Origin of the sequence: Symbiobacterium terraclitae (genome assembly GCF_017874315.1) — a bacterium.
Lineage (GTDB): Bacteria > Bacillota > Sulfobacillia > Symbiobacteriales > Symbiobacteriaceae > Symbiobacterium > Symbiobacterium terraclitae.
Map to the genome: position 1 here is coordinate 55356 of NZ_JAGGLG010000025.1, position 7496 is coordinate 62851.

Below are 7496 nucleotides of genomic sequence, written 5' to 3' on the forward strand. Positions count from 1 at the left end.
GCCCTACGCCAAGCCCCACAGCGCCCGCAGGTCAGCCACGTCCTACGCCACACCCCGGAGCGCCCGCAGGGCGGCGGCCACGTCCGGCTGCCGCATCAGCGACTCGCCCACCAGCACCGCCCTGGCCCCGGCGGCCGCCACGCGGCGGATGTCATCGTGCGTCCAGATGCCCGACTCGCTCACCAGCAGCCGGTCCGGCGGCACCAGCGAACCCAGCCGCTCGGTCACCTCCAGCGTGGTGTGGAAGGTGCGCAGGTCCCGGTTGTTGATGCCGACGAGCCGGGCGCCGGAGGCCAGCGCCAGGGCCAGCTCATCGGCGGTGTGAACCTCCGTCAGCACGTCCATGCCCAGTTCGGCGGCCAGGGAGGCCAGCCGGTAGAGGTCCTCGGGCGTGCGGCCGGCGGCGCACTCACCGTGGAAGGCTGCCACGATCAGGAGGATGGCGTCCGCCCCCGCCGCCCGGGCCTCGTAGACCTGGTACTCGTCGATGATGAACTCCTTGCGCAGCAGGGGCAGGTCGACGGACTGCCGGATCGCCGTGAGGTACGCCAGCGAACCCTGGAAGTAGCGCTCATCGGTGAGCACGGACAGGCAGGCGGCGCCGCCCTCGGCGTACGCCCTGGCGATGGCCACGGGGTCGAAGTCGGGCCGGATGAGCCCCCTGGAGGGGCTGGCCTTCTTCACCTCGGCGATCACCCTGACCTCCGTCCCGACAGCCGCCGGGCGTGCGGCGCCCGCTGGCGCCTGACTGCCCGCCGGGTGCAGCACCTTCGCTGTCGACCCGGCCCGCGCAGCGGGTCGAGCTGCCGCTGACGGCCCGGCCCCCGTCGGTGCCCCGGCCAGCGCCCGCGCGAAACCCCTGGGGGGCGGGGCGTGGCGGGCGGCGGCGGCGACCTCCGACAGGGGCCGCACCCGCCTCGCCGCCGCCACCTCCGCCTCCTTGGCCGCCAGGATCTCGGCGAGGATCATCGCCGGGTCCGGGGCAAGAGCCCCAGGGCGTCCTGCACCCGGCGCAGTACGGGCGTCGAGACCGCCTCGGCCTCGGCGGCGCCCTTCTCGAGGATCTCCTCGATGACGCCCGGCTCGCAGAGCTCCCTGTACCGCTGCTGGATGGGCTCCAGGGTGGTTACCACCGCCTCGGCGACGTCCTTCTTGAACTGGCCGTAGCCGGTGTAGCGGCCGGCGATCTCGTCCAGCGACATGCCGGTGCAGAGCGAGAGGATGACCATGAGGTTGGAGACGCCGGGCTTCTTCTCGGGGTCGTAGCGCACCTCGCTCTCGGAGTCGGTCACGGCCCGCTTGATCTTCTTCCGGATCACATCCGGCGTGTCCAGCATGTGGATCGTGGCGGACTCGTCGGGGTCGGACTTGGACATCTTCTGGGTGGGGTCCTGGAGCGACATGATGCGGCCGCCGGCCTCCCGGGGCGGGATGTAGGGCTCGGGCACCACCACGAGCTCCCGGCCGAACCGGTTGTTGAGGCGGATGGCGATGTCGCGGGTCAGCTCCAGGTGCTGCTTCTGGTCGTCGCCCACGGGCACGTGCGTCGTGTCGTAGAGCAGGATGTCGGCGGCCATGAGCGCCGGGTAGGTGAAGAGGCCGGTGGTGACCACCTCGTTCTTAGCCGACTTGTCCTTGAACTGGGTCATGCGCTGCAGCTCGCCGTAGTAGCAGCTGACCTCCATCAGCCAGCCCATCTCGGCGTGGGCGGAGACGTGCGACTGGGCGAAGATGGTGGCCACGTTCGGGTCGATCCCCGCCGCCACGTAGATGCGGGCCATGTCCAGGGTGTTCTTGCGCAGCTCGGCGGGGTCCTTGGGCACGGTGAGGGCGTGCAGGTCGACCACGCAGAAGAAGCACTTGGCCTGGTGCTGCAGCTTGACGAAGTTGCGCATCGCCCCCAGGTAGTTGCCCAGGGTGACCCCGCTGGTCGGCTGCATGCCGGAGAAGACGGTCTTGATCGGCTTGTCGGTCATGCGGACTTCCACTCCTTTGTGCATTCCCTTGGGTTGAACGCACGCGGTCGGCGTGCGGGAGACTCCGGTTCTACTCGTTTCGTCAAATGGCTAGTATTCCCTGGTAAGCCCTGTCTGGAGGAGGGAGCAGTGCGTTGAACCGCCGACACTTTCTCGTGCGGGCCGCGCTCTGGGGACTGGGCCTGGTACTGGGGATGACCGGCTACAGCCGGTTCGTCGAGACCCGGCGGGTCCGGTTCGAGGAGCGCACCATCGGGATCTCCGGCCTGCCTCCCCACCTGGAGGGGTACACCATCGGGGTGCTGAGCGATCTGCACGTGGGCCCGACAACCCCTGCACGCTGGGTTCGGCAGGTGGTGGAACAGCTTGCCGACCGGCGGCCGGACCTGGTGGTGGCCGTGGGCGACTTCATCGGCGGCCACGAGCACGTCGCGGACGCCAACTGGTGTCTGGAGCCGGTGCGCGGGGCGCTGGCCGTGCTGGGCAACTGGGACTACTACGACCGCCGGATCCGCCGGGCCCTCACCAACGTCACGCTGCTGAACAACCGGGGCGTCCTGGCAGCCGAGGGCCTCTGGGTGGGCGGGGTCGACGAGCCCCGCCTGGGCCGGCCCAACGTGCGCCGCGCCCTGGCCGGCGCCCCGCCTGACGCCGTCCGCATCCTGCTCTGCCACGAGCCCGACTACGCCGACGACCTGGTCGGCCCCGAGCACAACGTGGCGCTGGTGATCGGCGGCCACAGCCACGGCGGCCAGGTCTGCCTGCCGGTCATCGGGCCGATCTTCCTGCCCGAGGGCGGCAGCAAGTACCACACGGGCCTCTACCGGGCCGCCCACTGCCAGGTCTACACCACCCGCGGTGTGGGCACCGCCCACATCCCCGTCCGCCTCTTCTGCCCGCCGGAGGTGACGCTGCTGCGCCTCGTGCGGCGGTAGCCGAGCGCCTCAGGAGGCAGTGCCCGCTGCGGCGGCGGAGACGTGGTTCGGGCGAAGCCCCGGGGGCAGGGAGGCGAAGCCGCCGTTCAGGGCGCCATCGCGCCCTGGGGCGGTGAGCCCCTGCCCCCGGGCCGTTTCACGCCGACTCCGCCCTGAGCCGGTGCGTCAGCTCCCGCAGGCGCTCCAGCGCCCGCCGAGCCTCGCCCGAGTCGATGGACTGCGCCGCCAGCTCGACCCCCTCCCGCAGCGTCCGCACCCGATCGGCGGCCAGGAGGGCAGCGGCGGCGTTCAGCAGCACCACGTCCCGCCGCGGGCCGGGCTCGCCGGAGAGCACCGCCTCGGTGATGCGGGCGTTCTCCTCCTTGGTACCGCCCCGGATGTACTCCCGGGGCGCCCGGCTGAGCCCGACGTCCTCCGGCACCACCCGGTAGGTCTGCACGAAGCCGTCCCGCATCTCCGAGATCACCGTCGGGGCCGAGATCGAGATCTCATCCATCCCGTCGGTGCCGTGCACCACCAGGGCGTGCTGGACCCCCAGGTTGCCCAGCACCCGGGCCAGCGGCTCGGTGAGGTTGGGGTCGTAGACCCCCATCAGCTGCGCCTGGGCCATCGCCGGGTTGGTGAGCGGCCCCAGGAGGTTGAAGATGTTCCGGAGGCCGATCTCCCGCCGCACCGGCGCCACGTGCTTCATGCTGGTGTGCAGGGCCGGGGCGTAGAGGAAGCCGATGCCCGCCTCGTCGATGCAGCGGCCCACCTGCGCCGGCGTCAGGTCGAGGTTCACACCCAGCGCCTCCAGCACGTCGGCCGACCCCGTGAGCGAGGTGGCCGCCCGGTTGCCGTGCTTCGCCACCGCCACCCCCGCACCGGCCACCACGAAGGCGGCGGTGGTGGAGATGTTGAACGTATGGGACCCGTCCCCGCCGGTGCCGCAGGTATCCACCACCATCGGCCGGCTGTGGTAGATCCGCGTGGCCCGCTCCCGCATCACCCGGGCCGCCCCCGTGATCTCCGCCACCGTCTCCCCCTTGATCCGGAGGGCCATCAGGAAGGCCGCCACCTGGGCGGGGGTGGCCTCCCCGGACATCATCAGGGCCATGGCCGCCTCCGCCTGGGCCTCGGTCAGGTCCTTGCCCTCCGCCACCTGCCTGAGCAGGGCCTTCATGTCCATCTCCATGCCTTCCGCCCTCCCCTCTCATGCGGCGACCGGCTGCGCCAGCCTGAGGAAGTTCTGCAGCAGCTGCCGGCCGCACTCGGTGAGAATCGATTCCGGGTGGAACTGCACCCCGTAGACCGGATGCACCCGGTGCTGCACCGCCATCACGAGCCCGTCCTCGGTCTCCGCCGTCACCGCGAGGTCGGCGGGCAGGCTCGCCCGGTCCACGATGAGCGAGTGGTACCGGGCGGCGGTGAACGGGTTGGGCAGCCCGGCGAAGAGCCCGGTGCCGCTGTGGTAGATCCGGCTGGTCTTGCCGTGCATCAGCGCCGGGGCCGGCAGCACCCGCCCGCCGTAGGCCTGGCCGATGGCCTGGTGGCCCAGGCAGACCCCGAGGATCGGGGTGGTGGGTCCCAGCCGGCGGATCAGCTCCAGGGAGATGCCCGCCTCGTCGGGGGTGCAGGGGCCCGGGCTGATGACCACCGCATCCGGCTGCATGGCGGCGATCTGCTCCACGGTGACCTGATCGTTCCGGTAGACCGCCTGGGCCGCCCCCAGCTCGCCCAGGTACTGGACCAGGTTGTAGGTGAAGGAATCGTAGTTGTCGATCACCACGATCATCAGAGCCCCTCCTCTGCCAGTTCCAGCGCCCGGATCAGCGCCCGGGCTTTACTCCGGGACTCGTTGTACTCGGCCGCGGGGTCCGAGTCGGCCACGATGCCGGCGCCGGCCTGGATGAAGACCCGGTCGCCCTTCATCACCAGGGTCCGGATGGCGATGCAGGTGTCCATGGCGCCGCCCCACGAGAAGTAGCCGACCGCCCCGCCGTAGATCCCCCGGCGCACGGGCTCCAGCTCGTCGATGATCTCCATCGCCCGGACCTTCGGCGCCCCGCTGAGCGTCCCGGCGGGGAAGCAGGCGGCCAGCACGTCGCAGGCGTCCCGGCCGGCGGCCACCTCGCCGCGGATGTCGCTGACGATGTGCATCACGTGCGAGTACCGCTCCACCTGCATCAGCTGGTGCACGTGCACCGAGCCGAAGGCGCAGACCCTTCCCAGATCGTTGCGGCCCAGGTCCACCAGCATCACGTGCTCGGCCCGCTCCTTCTCGTCGGCCAGGAGCTCCGCCTCCAGCCGCCGGTCCTCCTCCTCGGTGGCCCCCCGGGGCCGGGTGCCGGCCAGCGGCCGGGTGGTGGCGACGCCGTCCTCCACCCGCACCAGCAGCTCCGGCGAGGCGCCGATCACCTTCAGATCGCCGAAGGCCAGGTAGAACATGTAGGGGCTGGGGTTGAGCATGCGGAGCGCCCGGTAGATGTCCAGGGGACGGCTGCGCACCCGGGTTTCCCACCGCTGGGAGAGCACCACCTGGAAGGCGTCGCCGGCCCGGATGTACTCCTTGGCCCGCTCCACCGCCGCCGCGAACTCCTCCTGCGTCTGGCAGGCCCGCACCTCCAGGGGGCGGGGCCGGCCCCAGGGGAGGCCCGGCGGGAGCGGCACCGGACCCCGCAGCCGCTCCACCGCCCGGTCCAGCAGGGCCTGCGCCCGCCGGTAGGCCACCTCGGGCTCGCCGCCCGGCATGGTGTTGGCGATGAGGAGCAGCTTGTGCTTCAGGTGGTCGAAGACCACCACCAGCTCCGGCGCCATGAAGAGCGCCTCGGGCAGGTCCAGGTCGTCGGGCGGGCCCTCCGGCAGCCGCTCGTAGGCCCGTACGGCGTCGTAGGCGAGATACCCGACCGGACCGCCGGCGAACCGGGGCAGCCCCGGGGGCTGGTAGACGGCGAAGCGGCGGAGCACCTGGCGCAGGTGGCCCAGCGGGTCGCCCTCCAGCCGCTCACCCCTCTCCCCGTCGGTCACCATGCCCACCGTCCGGTACTCGGCGGCCTCCTCGCCCTTGAGCAGGCGGCTCACGCCCGCCTTGTGGGCCAGCGTCAGGAGCGGCCGGCAGCCCAGGAAGGAGTAGCGGGCCACCTTCTCGCCGCCCTCCACCGACTCGAAGAGGAAGGCCCCCGCCTCGTCCAGGCAGAGCTTCATGAAGACGGAGATCGGCGTCTCGAGGTCAGCCAGGACCTCCCGGTGGACGGGGATCAGGTCGTATTCCCTGGCCAGGCTCAGGTAGGTCCCCAGGCTGGGGTGGTACATCGCAACTCACGCTCCTCGGGTTGACAATGCAAAACGGCCTTCGTCCCCGGAAAAGGGACGAAGGCCTGTGTGTACAGCCTACGCGGTGCCACCCCAATTCGCCTGCGACTGCAGGCGCACTTTTCGCAGGTACTAACATACCCTCTACCCGGTAACGGCGGAAGCCACCGGCCCGCCTACTGATGCGCCCTTCGGCGCACGTTCGGCCGGCAAGCTCGTGGGACCATTCGCCAGACTCCTCCGTACCGGACCTCACACCACGGGGCCTTGCAGCCCCCGCCGGCTCGCTGAGACGGATCGGTCTGGGTACTCTCCCCAGTCATCGCTGCGAGACGATTGGATTTGACACAGAGATTAGCACGGGCCGGTGCGCGTGTCAACACCCGTTTTCCGAAATGGATGCGAATCTCACATGGACAGCAACACATCATGGGGAAGGATGATTCCGCACCTGACACTAGAGAGCACATCGCCGAGCAGTGAACCAGTACCGCCGACCCACTAAGCTCAGTTGACGATGACCCGTTGAATCGGATATATGAATACTCAGAACATCTGCACCAGGAGGCCACTTGATGCACCCACCGAATCCATCCGCCCGAGCGCAGTCCTACACGAGCAGACCGCCGGTCCCCCTCTGGCTGCGGGCCGTCGTGTACAGCCAGGCGCTCTTCTGGGGCGCGTGGTGGGCCGGCTACCTCTGGCTGCCCGAGGGCGCCCTGCGGGGCAGCAGCGGCGCGTCCGTGCTGCCCATCGACCACCTGCCCCCGGTGCCCCGCACCCTGGCCGTGATCGCCTGGAACCTGCTGTGGATGCTGCTCTTCGCCGCAGCCGCCAACCTGGTGCAGGTACGGCGGTGGCCGCTGGGGCTCACCGCCGTCCTGGCGATGTGGGTCATCTACGGGCTGCTCCTCGGCACCAACTCCTTCGCCGTCCCGCTGCCCGAGCGGCCGAGCCCCTCCGTCGCGCTGGTGCTTCAGCGGTCGGGGTTCATGGAGCTCGCGGCGTACCTGATCACGGCTATTGCGACCGCCCCCATCGCCCGACTGCGGCAGGCCGGCTGGCTGTCGGGACGGACGGAGCGGATCATACCGGAGCCGCTCTCCGCAGGACACCGGCTCCTGCTTGCCCTGGCCGTGCTGCTGGTGGTCGCCGGGGCCGTGCGGGAAGTGATCCAGTGGTGCGGCGCAGCCGGATGCTGAAATCGAGTAGGCCGTAGGGTCGCCCTACGACCTCTCACAACACCGGACATGCGGGTCACGCATCCGGCGTTTCGTCAAGCGCTCCGAGTCGA

Annotated in this window: 7 protein-coding genes; 2 read left to right on the forward strand and 5 right to left on the reverse strand. The window is 70.6% G+C overall.

Annotated elements, in window-relative coordinates; genetic code table 11:
• Window positions 1-42: 42 nt before the first annotated feature.
• Complete coding sequence (trpC, locus tag J2Z79_RS13430) at window positions 43-969, reverse strand: indole-3-glycerol phosphate synthase TrpC (protein ID WP_209467407.1); 927 nt, start codon at window positions 967-969, stop codon at window positions 43-45.
• Window positions 966-1976, reverse strand: a complete 1011-nt coding sequence (gene trpS, locus J2Z79_RS13435; RefSeq protein ID WP_209467408.1) for a tryptophan--tRNA ligase — start codon at window positions 1974-1976, stop codon at window positions 966-968. The genes trpC and trpS overlap by 4 nt, the downstream gene beginning before the upstream one ends.
• Before the next feature lie 134 nt (window positions 1977-2110).
• Between trpS and J2Z79_RS13440 the strand changes: the two genes are divergently transcribed.
• On the forward strand, window positions 2111-2911 hold the full coding sequence (locus J2Z79_RS13440; protein ID WP_209467409.1) for a metallophosphoesterase: 801 nt from the start codon (window positions 2111-2113) through the stop codon (window positions 2909-2911).
• Window positions 2912-3047: 136 nt separating this feature from the next.
• Here the strand turns inward: J2Z79_RS13440 and trpD are convergent, their stop codons facing one another.
• The 3 genes from trpD to trpE are packed head-to-tail and all read right to left on the reverse strand — an operon-like array spanning window position 3048 to window position 6202.
• Entirely contained in the window at window positions 3048-4073 is a 1026-nt protein-coding gene (gene trpD, locus J2Z79_RS13445) for an anthranilate phosphoribosyltransferase (protein WP_209467417.1), read from the reverse strand.
• Between the two features lie 30 nt (window positions 4074-4103).
• Window positions 4104-4685 (reverse strand): anthranilate synthase component II, encoded by a 582-nt coding sequence (locus J2Z79_RS13450; RefSeq protein WP_209467410.1) that lies wholly within the window; start codon window positions 4683-4685, stop codon window positions 4104-4106.
• A complete protein-coding gene (gene trpE, locus J2Z79_RS13455) occupies window positions 4685-6202 on the reverse strand; it encodes an anthranilate synthase component I (RefSeq protein WP_209467411.1) in 1518 nt (505 codons plus the stop codon). Before trpE ends, J2Z79_RS13450 begins: the two co-directional genes overlap by 1 nt.
• A gap of 575 nt (window positions 6203-6777) precedes the next feature.
• Between trpE and J2Z79_RS13460 the strand changes: the two genes are divergently transcribed.
• Window positions 6778-7404 (forward strand): hypothetical protein, encoded by a 627-nt coding sequence (locus J2Z79_RS13460; protein ID WP_209467412.1) that lies wholly within the window; start codon window positions 6778-6780, stop codon window positions 7402-7404.
• Window positions 7405-7496: the final 92 nt, after the last annotated feature.

What these genes read in the sequence shown, in the direction of transcription:
- trpC (WP_209467407.1), bottom strand. Translation starts at nt 969, where the DNA reads ATGATCCTCGCCGAGATCCTGGCGGCCAAGGAGGCGGAGGTGGCGGCG.
- trpS (WP_209467408.1), bottom strand. Translation starts at nt 1,976, where the DNA reads ATGACCGACAAGCCGATCAAGACCGTCTTCTCCGGCATGCAGCCGACC.
- trpD (WP_209467417.1), bottom strand. Translation starts at nt 4,073, where the DNA reads ATGAAGGCCCTGCTCAGGCAGGTGGCGGAGGGCAAGGACCTGACCGAG.
- J2Z79_RS13450 (WP_209467410.1), bottom strand. Translation starts at nt 4,685, where the DNA reads ATGATCGTGGTGATCGACAACTACGATTCCTTCACCTACAACCTGGTC.
- trpE (WP_209467411.1), bottom strand. Translation starts at nt 6,202, where the DNA reads ATGTACCACCCCAGCCTGGGGACCTACCTGAGCCTGGCCAGGGAATAC.
- J2Z79_RS13460 (WP_209467412.1), top strand. Translation starts at nt 6,778, where the DNA reads ATGCACCCACCGAATCCATCCGCCCGAGCGCAGTCCTACACGAGCAGA.